General features: G+C 65.0%; 18 protein-coding genes. 8 read left to right on the top strand and 10 right to left on the bottom strand.

The features are described from left to right. Positions 1-15: 15 nt before the first annotated feature. The 3 genes from ACSF9G_RS10790 to ACSF9G_RS10780 are packed head-to-tail and all read right to left on the bottom strand — an operon-like array spanning position 16 to position 2,639. On the bottom strand, positions 16-648 hold the full coding sequence (locus tag ACSF9G_RS10790; RefSeq protein ID WP_436641363.1) for a class I SAM-dependent methyltransferase: 633 nt from the start codon (positions 646-648) through the stop codon (positions 16-18). Then, complete coding sequence (locus tag ACSF9G_RS10785) at positions 645-1,094, bottom strand: DNA polymerase III subunit chi (protein ID WP_436641361.1); 450 nt, start codon at positions 1,092-1,094, stop codon at positions 645-647. Before ACSF9G_RS10785 ends, ACSF9G_RS10790 begins: the two co-directional genes overlap by 4 nt. A 33-nt stretch (positions 1,095-1,127) precedes the next feature. Beyond that, positions 1,128-2,639, bottom strand: a complete 1,512-nt coding sequence (locus ACSF9G_RS10780; protein WP_436641359.1) for a leucyl aminopeptidase — start codon at positions 2,637-2,639, stop codon at positions 1,128-1,130. A 223-nt stretch (positions 2,640-2,862) separates the two neighbouring features. Between ACSF9G_RS10780 and lptF the strand changes: the two genes are divergently transcribed. From lptF to rsmA, 6 genes are all read left to right on the top strand, one after another. Then, positions 2,863-4,095, top strand: a complete 1,233-nt coding sequence (gene lptF, locus ACSF9G_RS10775) for an LPS export ABC transporter permease LptF (protein WP_436641357.1) — start codon at positions 2,863-2,865, stop codon at positions 4,093-4,095. Next, positions 4,092-5,183 carry an LPS export ABC transporter permease LptG gene (gene lptG / locus ACSF9G_RS10770; protein WP_436641355.1) on the top strand — a complete coding sequence of 364 codons (1,092 nt, stop codon included), beginning with the start codon at positions 4,092-4,094 and terminating at the stop codon, positions 5,181-5,183. The genes lptF and lptG overlap by 4 nt, the downstream gene beginning before the upstream one ends. Before the next feature lie 44 nt (positions 5,184-5,227). Next, on the top strand, positions 5,228-7,684 hold the full coding sequence (locus ACSF9G_RS10765) for an LPS-assembly protein LptD (protein ID WP_436641353.1): 2,457 nt from the start codon (positions 5,228-5,230) through the stop codon (positions 7,682-7,684). A gap of 94 nt (positions 7,685-7,778) precedes the next feature. Next, positions 7,779-8,744, top strand: a complete 966-nt coding sequence (locus tag ACSF9G_RS10760; protein WP_436641351.1) for a SurA N-terminal domain-containing protein — start codon at positions 7,779-7,781, stop codon at positions 8,742-8,744. A 14-nt stretch (positions 8,745-8,758) separates the two neighbouring features. After that, complete coding sequence (pdxA, locus tag ACSF9G_RS10755; RefSeq protein WP_436641349.1) at positions 8,759-9,766, top strand: 4-hydroxythreonine-4-phosphate dehydrogenase PdxA; 1,008 nt, start codon at positions 8,759-8,761, stop codon at positions 9,764-9,766. Next, positions 9,766-10,620 carry a 16S rRNA (adenine(1518)-N(6)/adenine(1519)-N(6))-dimethyltransferase RsmA gene (rsmA, locus tag ACSF9G_RS10750; RefSeq protein WP_436642118.1) on the top strand — a complete coding sequence of 285 codons (855 nt, stop codon included), beginning with the start codon at positions 9,766-9,768 and terminating at the stop codon, positions 10,618-10,620. The genes pdxA and rsmA overlap by 1 nt, the downstream gene beginning before the upstream one ends. Here the strand turns inward: rsmA and gmk are convergent. The 7 genes from gmk to fabD all read right to left on the bottom strand — a co-directional run bounded on the left by gmk (position 10,617) and on the right by fabD (position 17,141). Then, entirely contained in the window at positions 10,617-11,297 is a 681-nt protein-coding gene (gmk, locus tag ACSF9G_RS10745) for a guanylate kinase (protein ID WP_436641347.1), read from the bottom strand. The genes rsmA and gmk overlap by 4 nt on opposite strands. Beyond that, positions 11,287-12,174: a YicC/YloC family endoribonuclease gene (locus ACSF9G_RS10740; RefSeq protein WP_436641345.1), complete on the bottom strand. Its 888-nt coding sequence runs from the start codon at positions 12,172-12,174 to the stop codon at positions 11,287-11,289. Before ACSF9G_RS10740 ends, gmk begins: the two co-directional genes overlap by 11 nt. Before the next feature lie 113 nt (positions 12,175-12,287). Further along, positions 12,288-13,508 (bottom strand): endolytic transglycosylase MltG, encoded by a 1,221-nt coding sequence (gene mltG / locus ACSF9G_RS10735; RefSeq protein WP_436641343.1) that lies wholly within the window; start codon positions 13,506-13,508, stop codon positions 12,288-12,290. Positions 13,509-13,610: 102 nt separating this feature from the next. After that, positions 13,611-14,876: a beta-ketoacyl-ACP synthase II gene (gene fabF / locus ACSF9G_RS10730; RefSeq protein WP_436641341.1), complete on the bottom strand. Its 1,266-nt coding sequence runs from the start codon at positions 14,874-14,876 to the stop codon at positions 13,611-13,613. 81 nt (positions 14,877-14,957) lie between these two features. After that, complete coding sequence (locus ACSF9G_RS10725; protein WP_132806146.1) at positions 14,958-15,194, bottom strand: acyl carrier protein; 237 nt, start codon at positions 15,192-15,194, stop codon at positions 14,958-14,960. Between the two features lie 224 nt (positions 15,195-15,418). Then, the gene (gene fabG, locus ACSF9G_RS10720; protein WP_436641339.1) at positions 15,419-16,156 is read right to left on the bottom strand and encodes a 3-oxoacyl-[acyl-carrier-protein] reductase; all 738 of its coding nucleotides are present in this window, start codon (positions 16,154-16,156) and stop codon (positions 15,419-15,421) included. A gap of 43 nt (positions 16,157-16,199) precedes the next feature. Then, a complete protein-coding gene (gene fabD, locus ACSF9G_RS10715; protein ID WP_436641337.1) occupies positions 16,200-17,141 on the bottom strand; it encodes an ACP S-malonyltransferase in 942 nt (313 codons plus the stop codon). Between the two features lie 430 nt (positions 17,142-17,571). On the opposite strand from fabD, the gene rpsF reads away from it, so the two are divergent. Together rpsF and rpsR are read left to right on the top strand one after the other, a co-directional pair. Then, positions 17,572-18,054: a 30S ribosomal protein S6 gene (gene rpsF / locus ACSF9G_RS10710; RefSeq protein ID WP_436641334.1), complete on the top strand. Its 483-nt coding sequence runs from the start codon at positions 17,572-17,574 to the stop codon at positions 18,052-18,054. Continuing rightward, the gene (gene rpsR, locus ACSF9G_RS10705; RefSeq protein ID WP_436641332.1) at positions 18,054-18,308 is read left to right on the top strand and encodes a 30S ribosomal protein S18; all 255 of its coding nucleotides are present in this window, start codon (positions 18,054-18,056) and stop codon (positions 18,306-18,308) included. The genes rpsF and rpsR overlap by 1 nt, the downstream gene beginning before the upstream one ends. The last annotated feature ends 50 nt before the right edge of the window (positions 18,309-18,358 follow it).

Below are 18,358 nucleotides of genomic sequence, written 5' to 3'. Positions count from 1 at the left end.
GGCTTTCGGTTCCGGCTATGTCCTCTCGTAGACGGCGATGAAATGGCGTCGCTGGTTGTCGCCGAGCCTCGCCTCATCGAAGGAGGCCAGCACCAATCCGGCATCGCCAAATCCAGACAGTTCCGATCGCGCCAGCGGCCACGGCGGCCCGTCGGCATGCTCGTCCTCGTCCCGGGCCAGGCAAACGACGACGATGCGCCCGCCGGGTGCGACCAGACCGGCGATCGCCCGCAGCGCCCGTTGGCGAAGGTCGGCGGGCAGCGCCTGCAATGTGTAGACCTCGCTGACGAGATCGAAGGCCCCGAGCCACGCGGCAGGCAGCGAGAACAGGTCGGCGACCGCATAATCCACGGTCGTTTCGGCAAACCGGCGTTTCGCCCAGCCGATCGCGGTTTCGGACAGGTCGAAGGCCGTCACGTCGTAGCCCAGGCCGGCGAGAAACTCCGCGTTGTCGCCAAGCCCGCAACCGACATCGATCGCCCTGCCGGTATGACCGGCGCCCTGGCCGACCGCGGATTTCGCCCAGCGATCCAGCCCCGGGTGCGGTCCGGTGCGGGACCAGGGCACGGCATCGGCATCGTCGCCGGCGCGGCGATAGAGCTCGTCGAACCAGGCCAGCCGGTCTCCGCGCCCGTCCGACCCGGTCACGCCTTGCGCTCCCAGCGGCCGGCGTCGTTCTGCTGCCAGTAGGTCACGTCGTGCCCCTGGCCGCTGGCCTGCTTCCATTGAACGCGTGCCTGCGAAACCGCCTCCTCGTCACGGCCGTCGAAAATGAAGATCGCCCGCTCGTAACCGGCGAGATCCGGCGGTTCGGCGCCGTCAACCAGGAAGCGGACCGTCGCGTCGTTCAGGTTGTCGGTGTCGGTCGTCAGATAGATCGGCTGAAACGCCGGATCCCCGTCGGCCACCGTTCCATGGGGAAGGAAGGAATCCTCGCGATAGGTCCACAAAACCCCGTCGATTGCGTCGAGGCGCTCGGCCGTGCCGCCCTGTACCACCGCCTTCCAGCCGCGCTCGAGGCATTTCTCCAGGAGCGCGGGCAGGACCGCCTCGAGCGGGCGGCGTTCCAGATGATAGAACAGGACCTCGGTCATGGCCTTCGCGTCCCGCGGCCGGGCCGGCCGCCACTAATCCTCGTAGTTGTCGGCAACCAGCCGGTCGAGCAGGCCGACCCCGAAACCGGAGGCCCAGGTCTTGCTGACGTCGGTCTTCGGCGAGGCCATGCCGGTTCCGGCGATGTCGAGATGGGCCCATGGTGTCTCGTCGTCGACGAAGCGCTTGAGGAACTGCGCCGCGGTGATCGAGCCCGCGAATCGGCCGCCGGTGTTCTTGATGTCGGCGAAGCGGGAGTCGATCATCTTGTCGTATTGGGGCCCGAGCGGCATCCGCCAGACCTTCTCGCCCGTCGCCTCGCCGGCGGCGGTGAGACGCGCGGCAAGTTCGTCGTCGTTGGCGAACATGCCGGCATATTCGTGGCCGAGCGCAACGATGATGGCGCCGGTCAGGGTCGCGAGGTCGATGATGAAGCCCGGCTTGAACTTCTTCTGGACGTAGGTCAGCGCGTCGGCAAGCACCAGACGGCCTTCGGCGTCCGTATTGATGACCTCGATGGTCTGGCCCGACATCGAGGTGACGATATCGCCGGGACGCTGCGCCAGGCCGTCGGGCATGTTCTCGACGAGACCGATGACGCCGACCGCGTTGACCTTTGCCTTGCGCGCGGCGAGCGCGTGCATGAGGCCGACGACGCAGGCCGCGCCCGCCATGTCGCCCTTCATGTCCTCCATGCCCGCGGCCGGCTTGATGGAGATGCCGCCGGTATCGAAGACGACGCCCTTGCCGACGAAGACGACGGGCTTCTTCTTCGAGGTCTTGCCGAGACCGTTCCAGCGCATCACGACGACCCGGCTCTCGCGCGCACTGCCCTGCCCGACCGCCAGCAGCGCGTTCATCTTGAGCCGGCCCATTTCCTTCTCGTCGAGGACCGTCACGTCGACGCCGAGAGACGTCAGCGCCTTCGCCCGCTTGGCGAATTCCTCGGGGCCGAGCACGTTGGCAGGCTCGTTGACCAGATCACGGGCGAGCAGTGTGCCGTCGCTGACCGCATCGAGCCGCGCGAACGCCTTGCGGGCGGCGGTGTGGCCATCCGTCGCCACCACGACGTTGCGCGGCGGATTCTTCGGCTTTTCGTCGTCCGGCTTCTTTTTCTTGTAACGGTCGAAACGGTAGGCGGAGAGCTTGGCTCCGACACCGAGCAGAGCGGCGGCCTGCTCGCCGGGCGATGTCCCGTCGGCCAGTTCCATCACCACCGTCGCGGTCTGCGTGCCATTGGTCAGCCGCGCGGCGATCGCCCCGCCGAGGTTCTGCCAGTCTAGATCCTTGAGCTTCGCGGCGTCGCCGGTTCCCACGACGAGGACCCGGTCGAGGGCCAGGTTGGCGGGCGCGATGACGTCGAGAAACGATTTCGACTTGCCGGTGAACTCGGCCGTCTTCGCCGCCCTGGACAGCGCGCCGCCGGACGAGTCGTCGAGCGCCTTTCCGATGGGGCCGAAAGCGGCCTTTTCGCCCGCGAACAGCACGGCGACACCCTTGGAGGGCTCGGAAAGCTTCGAAAAACTGACTTTCGGCAGGTCTGACATGGCAGATGGGACCTCGACTGGTTCAAATCTATTTCAAGATGTTACAATCGCTTGATCGGCGCAGCGTCTCCCAATACACCATCCGACAAGATGGTGCGAGGGGGCGGGACCGTCGGTGCGCGAGCGCGGCCCGAAAACGGCGCATTCTCGCCATCAAGACGGATTAGCGAATGCAGGGTCGGCGTGGTGCCGGCGAGTTGGAGGCGCGTAAGGCTTTAAGCGGATGAACCTTATCGGCCGCTACATATTCCGCATCGTCGCGGGCGCCTTCGTGATAGCACTCCTGGTGCTGACCGGCGTCGTGTGGGTTACGCAGGCGCTCAAGGAAATCGACCTGCTGACCACACAGGGACAGACCCTGTGGCTGTTCCTCTATATGACGATGCTCGCCCTGCCGGCGCTGATCATGGTCATCGCGCCCGTGGCGCTGTTCATCGCCTGCCTCTACGCGCTAAACCGCGTCAATGCCGACAGCGAGCTGGTCATCGTCCATGCCGCCGGCACGTCGCCCTGGATCGTCTTCAAGCCCTTCGTGGTCCTCGGTCTCATCGTCACGATCCTGACCGGCTTCATCAGCCTCTACGTCATGCCGGAAAGCGCGCGAACGCTGCGCAACACGATCGCCTCGATCCGCGCCGACGTGCTGACCTACATCGTCAAGGAAGGCCTGTTCACGACGGTCGAGAACGGCCTGACGTTCCATATCCGCGACCGAAACCCCGACGGCACGCTGGCGGGCCTGCTGGTCCACGACGAGCGCGACCCGAAGAAGCTGATGACCTATCTCGCCGAGGAAGGCCGCATCGTGCGCACCGGCGAGCGCGCCTACCTGACGATGCACCGCGGCAGCATGCATCAGCAGGAAGGCAAACCGGAAGAGATCACGGTCATCAATTTCGATCGCTATATCTTCGATCTTTCCAACCTGACGGTCGGCAGCGGGGAAGTGGCGTACCGGCCGCGCGAAATGCGCATGTCGGAGTTGCTGAATCCCGATCCGAACGACGAGTACTATCAGAAGTTTCCTGGCAAGTTCCGGGCCGAGATCCATGAACGGATCTCCAGCATCCTCTACCCGCTCGCCTTCGTGTTCATCACATTGGCCACGCTCGGCTATCCGCGCACCAACCGCACCGGACGCGGCAACTCGATCGTCCTGGCGATCGCCGCCATGGCCATCCTGCGCACGATCGGCTTCAGCGCGTCGAACATGGCCGCCCGCGAGGCCTGGGCGGTGGTTCCGATGTACGTGACGCCGCTCGTCGGCATTGCCGGCGCCGCCTGGATGGCGTTCGGCAACGGGCAGCGGATGGCCCTGATCGCCGATGCGATTCCCACGTTGCCGAAGATCGACCTCAACACCCTCAGGCCTTTGCGCGCGCTCGCCTCCATCTCAGAGGCGGTGACCGACCTGATGCGCCGCGGCGGCCTCACCGGCCGGGGGGCGTCGCGATGATCTTCGACAAGACCCTCGCGACCTATATGTCGAAGCGGTTCCTTTTGAACCTCATCGGGGTGTTCGGCACCTGTATCGCGCTGATCTTCCTGGTCGACACGGTGGAGAACCTGCGCCGGGCCGGCAATCACGATGTCGGCATCGGCGTCGTGCTGCTGCTCTCGCTCTATCGCCTGCCCTCGCTGACCGAGCTGGTGCTGCCCTTCTCCGTCCTGTTCGCGGCGATGATGACGTTCCTGGTGCTGACCAAGAGCCTGGAGCTGGTCGTGGCGCGCGCGGCCGGTCTGTCGGTATGGCAGTTCACGGCGCCGGCGCTGATCATCGCGCTCGTTCTCGGCATCGCGGCGACGACGCTCTACAATCCGCTCGCGGCGAATCTGAAGGGGCGGCATGAGGCGCTGTTCGAAGAATCATTCGGGGACTATTCGGGCCCGTTCGGCTGGGGCGGGCGGGCGATCTGGCTGCGCCAGGACGGCGTCGACGGCCAGTCCGTGCTGCACGCGAGGAGCGCTTCGCCGAACGGCTGGAAGCTTCGCCGCGTGACCGCGATCATCTTCGACCAGAACGGCGCGTTTCGCGAACGATTCGAGGCCAAATCGGCCATTCTGGAAGACGGACGGTGGCGTCTTAACAACGGATGGCTGATTCAGCCCGGCCTGCCGCCCCAGTTCCACCGCTCCTATCTGCTCAGCACCTATCTGGACAAGACGCAGGTCTCCGAGCGGCTGGCATCCGCCGACACAATCTCGTTCTGGGACCTGCCCAAACAGATCGATACGGCCAGAAAGGCCGGTTTGCCGGCCCTTCAGTACCAGCTGCAATATCAGACTCTCTTAGCGCGTCCTTTACTCCTGTGCGCAATGGTGCTGATTGCCGCAACCGTCTCGCTTCGCGTGTTCAGGTTCGGCAATATCGGACGAATGATTCTCGGTGGCGTGGTTGCCGGCTTCGTGCTTTATGTAGTTTCAAAGTTGGTGGGGGATCTCGGCGCCGCCGGTGCGGTGACGCCGTTTGCTGCTGCGTGGACACCACCTCTGGTGGCCATGCTCATCGGAACGACTGTGTTGCTGTACCAGGAAGACGGCTAGTGATGGCTGCCGATCCGCGTATTCTCGATCGGACTCGCTGCACGATGCCAGGCATTGTCGCAGTTCTCATGGGCGTGGCGCTTGTCGCCGCGGCGCCGCCGGCGTTTGCCCAGGTCCCCACGACCTCGACGATGACCGATATCATCGACAGCGATCCCAATGCGCGGATGCTGCTCGAGGCTGATGAACTCATCTACGACCTGGACAACGACATGGTGTCGGCCGCGGGCGCGGTCGATATCTACTACAAGGGCTATACCGTCGAGGCGGAGCGGGTCGACTACGACCAGAAGACCGGCAAAGTGTTCGCCCGCGGCAACGTGAAGATCACGGCGCCTGACAAGAACGTGATCTATGCCGACGCGGTCGAGCTGACCGACGATTTCCGCGACGGATTCGTCAACGAGCTGACCCTGGTGACGCCCGACGAGACTCGTTTCGCCGCGACCTCTGCGGAGCGTTTCGACGAGAACGTCACCGTGTTCAACACGGGCGTCTATACCGCGTGCAAGCCGTGCCAGGAGAATCCGGAGAAGCCGCCGTTCTGGCAGATCAAGGCGAAGCGCATCATCCACAATCAGGAAGAGCAGACCGTCTATTACGAGGACGCCAGCTTCGAGCTGTTCGGCATGCCGATCGCCTACCTGCCCTTCTTCAGCCACCCCGACCCGACCGTGAAGCAGCGGTCCGGATTCCTCCGCCCCGGCTTCATCTACAATAAGAACCTGGGCTACGGCGTTGAAGTTCCCTATTATTTTGCCCTTGCGCCCGACTACGACCTGACGGTCTCGGTGACGCCCTATACGATCCAGGGGCCGCTGGGCGAATTCGAATGGCGGCAGCGTTTCGCCAAAGGCGGCTACCTGGTGCGCGGCGCCGGCATCTACCAGCTCGATCCGGATCAGTTCGAGCCTTACCGCATTGACAGCCAGAAGGAATTCCGCGGCGTCGTGCAGACGGAAGGCCTGTTCCAGATCAACGACTTCTGGAAATGGGGCTGGGACGGGACGCTGCAGACCGACCAGACCTTCATGCGGACGTACAACCTGACGAACCGCAACGAACTCCGCGACCAGCTCTTCCTGACGGGGCAAAGCGCCCGGAACTGGTTCGACGCGCGGATCGTGCACTATCAGATCCTGCAGGATCCCTACCGGTTCAACGAGGACTCGCAGCCGGTCATTCACCCGATCATCGACTACAACTACATATTCGATGAATCCGTCCTGGGCGGACGGCTGTCGCTCGACTTCAATTCGCTCAGCCTGTCGCGCTCGGATGCCGAATTCCGGCCGCTGTTCCCGTATGCCAGGCAGCTCGACCCCGATCTGGGATGTCCCTATGGCTACCTGAACAATCCGAGCAGGCTTTCCGATCTGTCCGCCGGCGTGACATCGGCAAGCATCCTGGCCCAGGCGCGGTCGACGACCTGCGAACTGATCGGCGTCCCGGGCACGACCAATCGGGCCATAGCGGAGCTGCGCTGGGAGCGGTCGATCACGGACAGTTTCGGCCAGGTGTTCACCCCCTTCGTGTCGATGCGCGGCGACGCCTATGCGTTCAGCGTCGACGATCCGTACCTGAGCGACGGCTACACCAACATCAGCGTCCTCAACAATTTCATGCCGAACGGTGACGATACGATCATCCGCGGCATGGCTGCGGTCGGCATCGAATATCGTTATCCGATCCTGATCTCGAACAACTGGGGCTATCAGATCGTCGAACCGATCGCCCAACTCGTGGCGCGGCCCGACGCGCAGGACAACGCGATCATCCCGAACAACGACGCGCTCAGCCTGGTGTTCGACGACACCAACCTGTTCCAGATCGACAAGTTCTCCGGATACGACCGGATGGACGGCGGCACGCGCGCCAATGTCGGCGTGCGCTATACGGCTCAGACCGAGTCCGGCATCGAGATCGGCGGTGTGTTCGGCCAGTCCTACCTGCTCGCCGGCGACAACCCGTTCCCGACAGGCTCCGGACTGGAAACCGACCGGTCCGACTATGTGGCCTCGCTCTACTTCTCGCCGATCTCGTCGCTTCAGATCGTCAACCGCATTCGTCTCGACGAGTCGGATTTCGACAACAAGCGCTACGACCTTGAAGTCAGCGGCGGCTACGGCGCGGTATCGTCGTCGGTCATCTACTCGAACATCGCCGCGGACCCCGAACAGGGCTTCATCGTCGATCGCGAGGAAATCCAGGGCGTCGCCAAGCTGAAAATCGACGAGAACTGGTCGGTCTGGGCGGGCGGTCGCTACGAAATCTCCGGCACACCGCCGTCATCCCCGCAGCCGAACCATTCTCCGCAATGGATTTCGAATTCCTTCGGTTTCGGTTACGAAAACGAGTGCGTGACGATCGCCGTGGCGTATCAGAGGCAATATGCGCGCGATCTGGATCAGGAGCCGGACGAGCGGATTACGTTCCGGTTTGCCCTGCGCTCCCTGACGGAAGGCAAGTTCTCGCAATCCATCGGCAACCGAAACGACTAGACATTGAAAGCCGAGGCCAGGGGCTGGCCCCGGCCAGCCATGTGCCTGCCACAATCGAATGGCATGCGCTGATCATGATATCTGGGCATATCGGATGAATGACTTCACCGGACTTTCTGGTTTTCTGCGGTTTTCCCGCGCAGTGGCGTTCTCGGCGCTGATGGCGGCGGGCGCGGCGAGCGCTATCGTCGCCGGTTCGGCGCAAACCGCATTCGCCACGTCGATCGCGATTCTCGTCAACGACGAGCCGGTAACCGAATACGACATCGTGCAACGGCAGAAGCTGATCCAGGCGACCGCCCGCGGGACTGCAAACCCGAAGCAGAAGGCCATCGACGAGCTTATCGACGAGCGGCTGAAGATGCAGGCCGCCCGGCGCGTCGGGATTTCGGTGAGCTCGGCGGAAGTCGATCAGGCTTTCGACGCCATCGCCAGCCGGGTGAAGTTGTCGCCGAGCCAGTTCGGCCAGGCCCTCCAGCAGTTGGGGGTCAATCCCTCGACCCTGAAGAAGCGCCTTGAGGCCGACCTGACATGGCGCAACGTGGTGCGGGCGCGGTTCCGTTCCAGCGTCAATATCCGCGACCGCGACATCGAGGTCGCCCTCGCCCGCAAGGGCGAGGAACTGCCGTCGACCAGCGTCGAGCTGGAGATTCAGCAGATCATCTTCATCATTCCGCAGGACAGTTCCGACGCCTATATCCGCCAGCGCACGGCGGATGCCCAGGCGTTCCGGTCCAAATACACCGGTTGCGACAGCGCCCGCGATCTCGCCAAGTCGTTCCGCGATATCGTCGTCAAGGATTCGGTTCGCCGGAACCTGGCCGACATTGCCCCGAACGTCGTCGGCGAGTTGAAGGATATTCCGGTCGGCGGGATTACCAGCCCGAACAAGGGCCCGATCGCGATCGACCTACTCGGCGTCTGCGACCGGGAGGAAATCCAGGATACGTCCGCCGCGCGCAAACAGGTCCAGAACGAGCTCATGAACGAACAGGGCGAACGTCTGGCGCGCCGGCTCCTGATCGACCTGAAGCAGAGCGCCGTCATCGAGTATCGCTGAGCGGGCCTCAACAGATGTCCCGCGATCCGCTCGTTGTGACGATGGGCGAGCCGGCCGGTGTCGGTCCGGAGCTCATCGGTCTTTCCTGGCTAGCCCTGCGGGCTGGCCCGCCCTGCCCGTTCTACTGCCTCGCGGATCCGGACTTCCTGTCCTCACGCCTGAAATCCGCCGGTGTTCCCGTTCCCGTCATCACAGTTGAATGCCCCGACGAGGTCGACGCGGCCTTCGGCGAAGGGATACCCGTTATGCGGCTCGAAAGCCGCGTCCGCGCCGGGACACCCGGCAATCCGTCGACTGAGGACGCACCTGCCGTTCTCGAGGCGATCGAGCGCGCCGTCACCGACGTGATCGACGGCCGGGCCTGCGGGGTCGTCACGGCCCCGGTGCAGAAGGAAACGCTCTACGATGCCGGCTTTGCGTTTCCCGGCCATACCGAGTTCCTCGGCGATCTGGCCCGCCGTCGGGGCCTCGACGCCTATCCGGTGATGATGATCGCCTCGGACGAGCTGCGCGTCGTGCCAGTCACCGTCCATGTGCCGATCGCCGACGTATCGCGGCTGCTCACCGAGGATTTGATCGTAGAGACGTCGCGGATCGTCGCCAGGGAACTGACCGCGAAATTCGGTATCGCCGCCCCGCGCCTCGCCGTCGCCGGACTCAACCCCCATGCAGGCGAAGGCGGCCGGATCGGAACGGAAGATCGCGACGTCGTCGCGCCCGCGGTGGCGGCACTCGTCGCCGAAGGCATCGGCGCGCACGGGCCGCAGGCGGCCGATACCCTGTTCCACGCGAGCGCCAGACGCAGCTACGACGCGGCCATCTGCATGTATCACGACCAGGCGCTGATCCCGATCAAGACGATCGCCTTCGACGACGCGGTGAACGTGACGCTCGGTCTCCCGTTCGTGCGCACATCGCCGGATCACGGCACGGCACTCTCTCTCGCCGGCACCGGAAAGGCCAATCCGTCGAGCTTCGTCGCCGCGATACGGATGGCGTGGCGCATGTCCGCGCGGCCGTGATGCCGGACGAGCCCGACCTGCCGCCGGACCTGCCTCCCCTGCGCGAGGTCATCGCCGGCCACGGGCTCGCGGCGCGCAAGTCGCTCGGCCAGAACTTCCTGCTCGACATCAACCTGACCCGCCGTATCGCCCGGACATCCGGCGCCCTCCATGGCGTGACGGTCGCCGAGGTCGGCCCGGGACCGGGCGGCCTGACCCGCGCACTGCTGCTGGAGGGCGCGCGGAAGGTCGTCGCCATCGAGAAGGACGATCGCTGCATCGCGGCTCTGGAGGACCTGGCTGCCGCGTTTCCGGGACGGCTCGAAATCGTCGCCGCCGACGCGACGAAACTCGATCTCGGTGAACGCATTGAGCGGCCGGCCCGGATCGTCGCCAACCTGCCCTACAACATCTCCACGGTTCTGCTCGTCGGCTGGCTCGGTACCGATGCCTGGCCGCCGTGGTGGGACTCGCTGACGTTGATGTTCCAGCGCGAGGTCGCCGAGCGGATCGTCGCCGCGCCCGGATCGAAGACCTACGGGCGGCTGTCAATCCTGTCGCAATGGCGTTCAAGCGCCCGCATTCTGTTCGACGTCGACCGGCGCGCCTTCACGCCGCCGCCAAAGATCACGTCGAGCGTCGTGCGTATCGAGCCCAAGGAAATGCCTGAGGGAATCCGGTTCAAGGACCTGGAGCGGGTGACGGCGGCCGCCTTCGGCCAGCGGCGCAAGATGCTGCGGTCGAGCCTGAAAAGCCTCGCCGCGCACCCCGAAACCCTGCTGGAGGCAGCCGGAATCGATCCGACGAGTCGTGCCGAAGACATACCGGTCGACGACTTCCTAGCGCTGACGCGCGCCTTCGCCGCGTCCGCCTAGCCGGTTTCGGCGGCGAGGTCGCGGTCGAGCGTCGCGATGAAGTCGGGAAGGTCCACGAGGCGTTCGCGGCGGCAGCGCTCGGCGTTCAGGATGGCGCGCGCCTTGGCGACGCTCTCGTCGAGATCGTTGTTGACGAGCACGTAGTCGTATTCGGTCCAGTGCGTAATCTCGTCGCGCGCATTGGCGAGGCGACGGGCAATGACCTCGCTGTCGTCCTCGGCGCGCCGCTCCAACCGTGTGCGCTGCTCGGCGGCGGTCGGCGGCAGGACGAACACGGCGACGGTATCGGCGCGCATCCTTTCGAGGACCTGACGCGTTCCCTGCCAGTCGATGTCGAACAGGACGTCCTTGCCTTCGCTCAGCGCATTCTCGACCGGTTCGCGCGGGGTGCCGTAGTAGTTGCCGTGCACCTCCGCCCATTCCAGCAGATCGTCGTGGTCGCGCATCGACTCGAACTGTCGGGTGGAGACGAAATTGTAGTGGACGCCGTCGACCTCGCTCGGCCGGCGCTTGCGGGTCGTCACCGACACGGACAGATGGATGGACTGGTCCGATTTGTTCTCTTCGCCGAGGAGAGAGCGCGAGATCGACGTCTTTCCGGCCCCCGACGGCGAGGACAGGATCAATATCAGGCCGCGGCGTTTCAGCGACCCGCCCTTTGGCATCTCACTCGACATTCTGAACCTGTTCACGCAGTTGATCGACGACCGACTTCAGCTCGAGCCCGACCCGCGTCAGCGCCACGTCGTTCGACTTCGAGCAGATCGTGTTGGCCTCGCGGTTGAATTCCTGGGCGAGGAATTCAAGCTTGCGCCCGACCGCGCCGGTCCCCGAGAGCAAGGCCCGCACGCCCTCTACATGGGCATTCAGGCGGTCCAGCTCCTCGCGGATATCTGCCTTGGTGGCAAGCAGGACCGCTTCCTGGTGCAGGCGCTGCGGATCCAGCGCCGGGGCCGATTCGAGCAGCGTCCGGACCTGGTCGGCGAGCCGCTTTTCGATCGCTTCCGGCGTCCTGGACGGATTGGCGCCGGCCTCGCCGGCCAGGGCCTCGATCTCGTCCATGCGCGCCGCCAGGACGATGGCCAGATGGGCGCCTTCGCTCTGCCGCATCTCGACGAGATGGCCCAGGGCGTCGCCGAAGGTCTCAAGCAGAGCCTTGTCGAGCGCGGCCCGCGTCTCCTCGTCCTCGATCTGGTCCTCGGTCTCGACGACCCCCTTGAGCGCCAGCAGCCCGTCGGCGCGCGGCATTTCGACCTTGCCTGTCGCGGTCAGCGTCTCGCAGGCGGCGAGAACCGCGTCCAGCGCGTCGGTGTTGATCCGGACCGTACCCGCGGCCTGGGCCCGGTGCATCTGCAGGTTAACGGACAACGAGCCGCGCGACAGGCGCTTCTGTGCCCGCTCGCGCAACGCCGGCTCCAGGCGGTCGAAGCCCTGCGGCAGGCGCAGGCGCAGATCGAGGCCGCGGCCGTTGACGGAGCGGATCTCCCAGTGCCAGCGGTAATCACCGAAGGTGCCTTCGACCCGGGCGAAGCCGGTCATGCTCGCGAGCGCCATTTTTTCTTTCCGGATCGACGGTCTAGGAAAAGCGGAAAACGCGGTTCCCGCCGGTTCGGCGCGAACTTATCCGGCCTCCGCCACAGCGACAAGCCGAGGCCGGCGGCGCGCGATCAGTTCACGTTGAGATTGAGCCCCTTGAGCGACGTGCCGCCCTTGCCTTCCTCGGCGGCCTCGCGCTCGGCTTCGAGCCTGGCGGCTTCCTCGGCCTCGGCGGCGGAACGCTCGCGGCGCTGCTTCTCCAGCTGCCGCCACTTCGAGACGTTGCGGTTATGCTCTTCGAGGCTCGCCGCGAAAGTATGGCCGCCGGTGCCGTCGGCGACGAAATACAGCTCGTCGGTGCGCGAGGGATTGGCCACGGACTCGAGCGCGGCGCGGCCCGGATTGGCGATCGCCGTCGGCGGCAGGCCGTTGATCTGATAGGTATTGTAGGCGTTCGGCGCATCGAGTTCGCTGCGGGTGATGGTGCGCGGCTCGAAGAACGCCTTGCCGCCGTAGAGGCCGTAGAGAATCGTCGGGTCCGACTGCAGCCGCATGCCCTTGTTCAGGCGGTTGATGAACACGCCGGCAACGCGCGGGCGCTCGTCGGCCTTGCCCGTTTCCTTCTCGACGATCGAGGCCAGCACCACCAGCTCCTCGGGGGTCGAGACCGGCAGTTCGTCGACGCGGCGGTTCCAGATCTCCTCGAGCACGCGCTCGCGGGCACGCTTCATCCGCTCGATCATCTGCGCCCGGCTGGTGCCGCGGTCGAAACTGTAGGTCTCCGGCAGCAGCGTTCCCTCGGCGGGGACTTCGTCGATCTCGCCGATCAGGATCGCATCGGCGTTCAGCTTGGCGACGATCTGCTCGCTGGTATAGCCCTCCGGGATCGTCACCTGATGCAGGATCGCCTTGCCCTCGACCAGAATGTCCATGACCTGGCGCATGCTGGCATGCTCGGGGATCACGTATTCGCCTGCCTTGAGGTCATCCTGCGCCTTGTTCAGGAAAATGCCACCGACGAACACCCAGGCCTGCTCGATCACGCCTTCGCGCTGGAGCTGCTGGGCGATCTCGCGCACGCCCTTGCCGCGCTGGACGTTGACATGCACCGCCGTATCGAGGGGGCCGGCCGTGTCGAACTGGTACTTGCCGATGAACAGCACAGCGCCGAGACCGATGACCAGGAGCATGAGGAACGTGAAGATGCCGCTCGCCATGACGACGAACTTGTTCTTGGCGCGTCGCGAGGCGGCCGGCGGCGGCGGCGCCGGTTCGGGCTGCAAGGCTTCGCGCGGACTGCGCGGCGAAACCCGGTGTCCGTCGACCGGCTCTTCGGAATGGCCCTCGGTCACCTTACGACTCCTGAATATCCCGCGCACGGAAAACCACCCCTGATGGTATTGCGGATTGCGGCGAAACGGTGGAACGCTTCGCCGCCAACAGAACGCGTGCGATCAGCCGTTGAGGCGACGGAGAATCAAAGATGCGTTGGTGCCGCCGAATCCGAAGGAATTCGACAGGACCGTATTGATCTCACGCTTGCGCGCGGTGTGCGGCACGAGATCAATCGGCGTGTCCACGGAGGGATTGTCGAGGTTGAGCGTCGGCGGGGCCACGTTGTCGCGAATCGCCAATGCCGAGAAGATCGTCTCGACGGCGCCCGCGGCACCGAGCAGGTGGCCGATCGCCGACTTCGTCGACGACATCGAAATGCGGCCCGCGGCATTGCCGACGAGGCGGGACAGCGCGCCCAGCTCGATCTCGTCGCCCAACGGCGTCGACGTGCCGTGCGCGTTGACGTAGTCGATCTCGGAAACGTCGATGCCGGCCCGCTTCACCGCCGCCTGCATGCAGCGGTAGGCGCCGTCTCCGTCCTCCGAAGGCGCGGTGATATGGTAGGCGTCGCCGGACATGCCGTAGCCGATCACCTCGGCATAGATATGGGCGCCGCGCGCCTGGGCGTGCTCCAGCGATTCGAGCACGACGACGCCGGCTCCCTCGCCCATGACGAAGCCGTCACGATCGCGATCATATGGCCGCGAGGCGCGCTTGGGATCATCGTTGAAGGCGGTCGAGAGCGCCCGGCAGGACGCGAAGCCCGCCAAGGCCAGCCGGCACACGCCGCCTTCGGTACCGCCGGCGACCATGACGTCGGCATCGCCCAGCATGATCATGCGCGAGGCGTCGCCGACCGCGTGCGCGCCCGTCGAGCAGGCGGTCACGACCGCGTGGTTGGGGCCCTTGAGGCCGTGGCGGATCGAAATATAGCCCGACGCCAGATTGATCAGTCGGCCAGGAATGAAGAACGGGCTCAAACGCCGCGCGCCTCTCTCCTCGAGCTGCTTGGCACCGGCGGCGATGCCGGACAGTCCGCCGATTCCTGATCCGATCAGCACGCCGGAGCGGGTCTGATCCTCATAGGATTCGGGATGCCAGTCGGCATCGTTGAGCGCCTGCTGGGCGGCCGCCATCGCGAAGATGATGAAGTCGTCGACCTTGCGCTGCTCCTTCGGCTCCATCCAGTCGTCCGGATTGTAGGTGCCGTCGGTGCCGTCGCCGCGCGGAATGCGGCAGGCGATCTTGCAGGCAATGTCGGAGACGTCGAAATCCTCGACCTTGCTCGCGCCGCTCTCGCCGGCAAGCAGCCGATTCCAGGTAGGCTCCACGCCACAGCCCAACGGCGTAACCATGCCGAGGCCGGTAATGACCACACGCCTCATCTAGGACGATCCGGATTATGCTTCACTGACTGGCAAGCGGCGCGGGACAAACGGACCATGAACCGATTGTCCCGCCCGATGTCACGACGCGTTCTTCTCGAGAAACTTTACCGCGTCGCCGACCGTGAGGATGGTCTCGGCGGCATCGTCCGGAATCTCGCAGCCGAACTCTTCCTCGAAGGCCATCACGAGCTCGACCGTATCAAGGCTGTCGGCGCCAAGATCGTCGATAAAGCTGGCGTTTTCGGTGACTTTGTCCGCCTCAACGCCGAGGTGCTCGACGACGATCTTCTTCACACGTTCTGCAATGTCGCTCATCCTGTCATCCCCGATAGCAAATATCGTTTACACTAGTGCCGTTCAGATTATCGGGAAGGGCGCAAGGCGGACCAAGCCTCCTTCGGATGCCGCATCCGTATTCTGTCCGGGTTCTCGACCGTGCGGCCGATACCCGAGGCTCGCGGCTAGTAACACACTTTCCCGATATTGACCAGAATTCGCCCGCCTCGATCCAGCCTGTTGGGGATCGGCGGCGAACGCATTCAGATCATTGCCATTCCTCCGTTCACATGGAGGGTTTGCCCTGTCACATATGCCGCCTCGTCGCTGGCCAGATAGAGGACCGCAGCGGCGATGTCGTCAGAGGTGCCGAGACGCCCGGCCGGAACCCGGCCGAGAACAGCCTCGCGCTGCTTCTCGTTGAGTGCGTCGGTCATCGCCGTCTCGATGAAGCCGGGAGCGACGCAATTAACTGTAATGCCGCGGGAAGCGACTTCCTGGGCGAGGGACTTGGACATGCCGATCATGCCCGCCTTCGCCGCGGCGTAGTTGCCCTGACCGGGATTGCCGGTGACGCCGACGACCGAGGTGATGCCGATGATTCGCCCGGACCGACGACGCATCATGCCCTTCACCGCGGCGCGCGTGAGCCGGAAGGCCGCAGTCAGGTTCACCGCCAGAACCGTGTCCCATTCCTCGTCCTTCATGCGCATGAAGATGTTGTCGCGGGTGATTCCGGCGTTGTTGACGAGAATATCGAGGTCGCCAATCGCCTCCTCGGCCCTGCCGACGAGGCCGTCGACCGCTTCGGCGTCCTGGAGATTGCAGACGACGGGGTGAACCCGCTCGCCGAGATCGGCGACGAGCGCGTCGAGCGCTTCCTGCCGCGTTCCCGAGATGGCGACCGTCGCGCCCTGAGCATGAAGGGTGCGGGCAACGGCTCCACCAATGCCACCGGTCGCGCCCGTCACGAGCGCTGTCTTTCCCGTCAAATCAAACATGTAACCTCCAAATGATGACGGCGGCGCCCTGCGCTTCCGGCCGTCAGGATCGCGAGGCGAGATACGCCGCGATGTCGTCCGGGGCGCCCACGGCGGCGCCTTTGAGCGAACGGTCGATGCGGCGCGTCAGGCCCGTCAGCACCCTGCCGGCACCGACTTCCTTGAAGTCGGTCACGCCTTGCCCGGCCATCCACTCGACGCATTCGCGCCAGCGGACCGTGCCGGTGACCTGCTCGACGAGCCGCCTGCGGATCTCGTCGGGGTCGGATACGGGACCCGCGACGACGTTGGCGACCACCGGCACGACCGGAGCCTTCACCGCGGTTTCGGCCAATGCCGCCTGCATCACCTCGGCGGCCGGCGCCATCATCGCGCAATGGAACGGGGCGCTTACCGGCAGCATGATCGCCTTCATCGCGCCCCTGGCGGTCGCGATTTCACAGGCGCGTTCGACCGCGGCCTTCGCGCCGCTGACCACGACCTGACCGGGAGCGTTGTCGTTGGCGGCCTGGCAGACCTCGCCCTGCGCCGCCTCCTGCGCCACTTCGAGCGCCGCCTGGTAGTCCAGGCCGAGCAACGCGGCCATGGCGCCCTCGCCGACCGGAACGGCGGCCTGCATCGCCTTGCCGCGGGTCCGTAGCAACTTTGCGGTGTCGGAAAGGGTCAGCGCCCCTGCGGCGGCCAGAGCGGAGTATTCGCCGAGCGAATGGCCCGCGACGAAACGCGCCGCCGACCCGACCGCGATTCCTTCGGCTTCCAAAGCCCGGACGACGGCCATCGAGACGGCCATCAGCGCCGGCTGGGCATTCTCGGTAAGCGTCAGACGGTCTTCCGGGCCGTCCCAGATCACCGCCGACAGCTTTTCGCCGAGCGCCTCGTCGACCTCTTCGAATACGGCACGCGCGGCCGGATAGGCGTCGGCCAGGGCCTTGCCCATGCCGACAGCCTGACTGCCCTGCCCCGGAAACACGAATGCCGTAGTCATCTCGCTTGCCTGAAATACCTCGTGCCGGCACGTCTCGCCGGATTGCGGCCCGCACAGACACGCTGGCGGCCGGTATGTCAAGACGTGCCGCCGCGTAGCTGTGTATACCCCCGTGGGTTTATAGCCAGAGAAAAACACCTGACAGCGCCGCTTTCAGGCTGGCGCGGTTTCGATCGCCGGCAGGGATCCGCGCGGGACCGGCATGCACCGTTATGCTTGCGTTTTCGGACCGATCGAGTATATCAGCGCCGTTCCGGTCGTGCTTTGGCCGGAGGCTGAACGGAAGGCTGGCTTTCAAGACCGGCAGGGCGCGTTGTCCGACTTCCCGTGTCTCCGCTCTCGAGACCTTGTTTCGAACGCCTTTCCTTTAAGGCTTCGAAGAGGCTTTGCGCCGAAGGCGACCATCGGTGAAACGGAAAGGCAAGTTACAATGCCACTCTACGAGCACGTGTTCCTGGCCCGCCAGGACGTGTCGGCGCAGCAGGTCGAGGCGCTGACCGAACAGTACAAGACCGTCATCGAACAGAATGGCGGATCGATCGCAAAGACGGAATATTGGGGCGTCCGCCCCCTGTCGTTCCGGATCAAGAAGAACCGGAAGGCGCATTATTCGCTCATGAACATCGAAGCCCCGCACGCCGCGGTGGCCGAGATGGAGCGTCAGATGCGCATCAGCGACGACATCCTTCGTTTCATGACCATCCGCGTCGAAGAGCACGAGGAAGGCCAGTCGGCAATCCTGGCCCGCCGCGATCGCGACGACCGCCGCGGACCGCGCGACCGGTTCGACCGTGGTGACAGAGGCGACCGCGGTGACAGAGGCGACCGGGGCGACAGAGGTGACCGCGGTGACCGGGGCGATCGCCGTCCGCGAGCCAGCGAAGGGTCCGCCAGCGAGGGGGGTAAAGAATAATGTCCATTCCGAATATCGCACAGCTGCCGGTCCGCCGACCGTTCCACCGCCGTCGCAAGACCTGCCCGTTCTCCGGCGCCGACTCGCCGAAGATCGACTACAAGGACGTGAAGCTGCTGCAGCGCTACATCTCGGAGCGCGGCAAGATCGTTCCGAGCCGCATCACGGCGGTGTCGCAGAAGAAGCAGCGTGAACTCGCCAAGGCGATCAAGCGCGCCCGTTTCCTGGGCCTTCTGCCCTATATCGTGAAATAAGTATCGATTTCGCCGCGCCGCGGGCCATGTCCGCGGCGCTTCTGGTTGGG

Origin of the sequence: Microbaculum mangrovi (assembly GCF_051390635.1) — a bacterium.
Lineage (GTDB): Bacteria > Pseudomonadota > Alphaproteobacteria > Rhizobiales > Tepidamorphaceae > Microbaculum.
The sequence above is the reverse complement of the archived record's forward strand: the minus strand, read 5'-3'. Positions and strand labels throughout refer to the sequence as shown.

What these genes read in the sequence shown, in the direction of transcription:
- gmk (WP_436641347.1), bottom strand. Translation starts at nt 11,297, where the DNA reads ATGTCGAGTGAGATGCCAAAGGGCGGGTCGCTGAAACGCCGCGGCCTG.
- ACSF9G_RS10780 (WP_436641359.1), bottom strand. Translation starts at nt 2,639, where the DNA reads ATGTCAGACCTGCCGAAAGTCAGTTTTTCGAAGCTTTCCGAGCCCTCC.
- fabD (WP_436641337.1), bottom strand. Translation starts at nt 17,141, where the DNA reads ATGACTACGGCATTCGTGTTTCCGGGGCAGGGCAGTCAGGCTGTCGGC.
- fabF (WP_436641341.1), bottom strand. Translation starts at nt 14,876, where the DNA reads ATGAGGCGTGTGGTCATTACCGGCCTCGGCATGGTTACGCCGTTGGGC.
- ACSF9G_RS10760 (WP_436641351.1), top strand. Translation starts at nt 7,779, where the DNA reads ATGAATGACTTCACCGGACTTTCTGGTTTTCTGCGGTTTTCCCGCGCA.
- rpsR (WP_436641332.1), top strand. Translation starts at nt 18,054, where the DNA reads ATGTCCATTCCGAATATCGCACAGCTGCCGGTCCGCCGACCGTTCCAC.
- ACSF9G_RS10740 (WP_436641345.1), bottom strand. Translation starts at nt 12,174, where the DNA reads ATGGCGCTCGCGAGCATGACCGGCTTCGCCCGGGTCGAAGGCACCTTC.
- ACSF9G_RS10785 (WP_436641361.1), bottom strand. Translation starts at nt 1,094, where the DNA reads ATGACCGAGGTCCTGTTCTATCATCTGGAACGCCGCCCGCTCGAGGCG.
- rsmA (WP_436642118.1), top strand. Translation starts at nt 9,766, where the DNA reads ATGCCGGACGAGCCCGACCTGCCGCCGGACCTGCCTCCCCTGCGCGAG.
- ACSF9G_RS10725 (WP_132806146.1), bottom strand. Translation starts at nt 15,194, where the DNA reads ATGAGCGACATTGCAGAACGTGTGAAGAAGATCGTCGTCGAGCACCTC.
- pdxA (WP_436641349.1), top strand. Translation starts at nt 8,759, where the DNA reads ATGTCCCGCGATCCGCTCGTTGTGACGATGGGCGAGCCGGCCGGTGTC.
- fabG (WP_436641339.1), bottom strand. Translation starts at nt 16,156, where the DNA reads ATGTTTGATTTGACGGGAAAGACAGCGCTCGTGACGGGCGCGACCGGT.
- lptG (WP_436641355.1), top strand. Translation starts at nt 4,092, where the DNA reads ATGATCTTCGACAAGACCCTCGCGACCTATATGTCGAAGCGGTTCCTT.
- lptF (WP_436641357.1), top strand. Translation starts at nt 2,863, where the DNA reads ATGAACCTTATCGGCCGCTACATATTCCGCATCGTCGCGGGCGCCTTC.
- rpsF (WP_436641334.1), top strand. Translation starts at nt 17,572, where the DNA reads ATGCCACTCTACGAGCACGTGTTCCTGGCCCGCCAGGACGTGTCGGCG.
- ACSF9G_RS10765 (WP_436641353.1), top strand. Translation starts at nt 5,228, where the DNA reads ATGCCAGGCATTGTCGCAGTTCTCATGGGCGTGGCGCTTGTCGCCGCG.